We start from the raw sequence: 739 nt of genomic DNA on the forward strand, positions 1-739 counted from the left end.
TCGGCGGTCGATCCGCCAGGCCCGCGCTGCTCCGGGATCCGCTGCGCGTCGGCCTTCCTGCGGATGAGGCCGTGTCAGCCTCCCGGGGGACGCGAGTGCCACGGAGCGCGAGGGAGACTGCCGCGATGCAGATGCGTGAGAAACAACGTGCGGTGAACCTGGGCTTCGGAGTCGGCATCGCGCTGATCCTCGTGGGACTGCTGATGATCTGGTTCGCGCCGGCGGTCTGGAGCGGCTGGGCGACGTTCGTCGTCGTCATCGGCGTCCTGTCCGCGCTCGTCGGGTTCGTCTTCGCGCTCGTCCCGGCGAACGGCCGACGCTGACGGGCGTTGCCAGGTGGCGGGCCGAGGTCAGGAGGTCAGTGACCGGCGCCGAGGTTCCCGGCGAGGCGCCCGTGGAAGGCTCGGCTGGCGTCGTTCAGCCCGGCGATCTCGACCCGCTTGCCGTGCTGGTGGTACTTCGTCTCGATGGCGTCGAGCGCGGCGACGGTGGAGGCGTCCCAGATGTGCGACCCGGTCATGTCGATGACGACGAGCTCGGGGTCGTCGACGTAGTCGAACTGGGTGGTGAGGTCGTTGCTCGACGCGAAGAAGAGTTCGCCCTCGACCGTGTAGAGCGCGTGCTGCTCACCGGTGCTGAGCGTCTCGATGCTCCGCGACACGTTGGTGAAGTGCGACACCCGGCGGGCGAAGACGATCATCGCGGCGATCACCCCGATGATCACGCCGATGGCCAGGTT

2 protein-coding genes are annotated in these 739 nt (G+C 68.6%); one reads left to right on the forward strand and one right to left on the reverse strand.

The annotated features are described in order from the left end of the window. The first annotated feature begins 125 nt into the window (after positions 1-125). A complete protein-coding gene (locus tag H489_RS0119010; RefSeq protein ID WP_017887151.1) occupies positions 126-323 on the forward strand; it encodes a hypothetical protein in 198 nt (65 codons plus the stop codon). A gap of 35 nt (positions 324-358) precedes the next feature. Here H489_RS0119010 and H489_RS0119015 read toward each other — a convergent pair. Beyond that, positions 359-739, reverse strand: a 381-nt coding sequence (locus H489_RS0119015; protein WP_031259734.1) for an STAS domain-containing protein, incomplete at its 5' end; no start/stop codon positions are given.

It is taken from the genome of Curtobacterium flaccumfaciens UCD-AKU (assembly GCF_000349565.1).
GTDB lineage: Bacteria > Actinomycetota > Actinomycetes > Actinomycetales > Microbacteriaceae > Curtobacterium > Curtobacterium poinsettiae.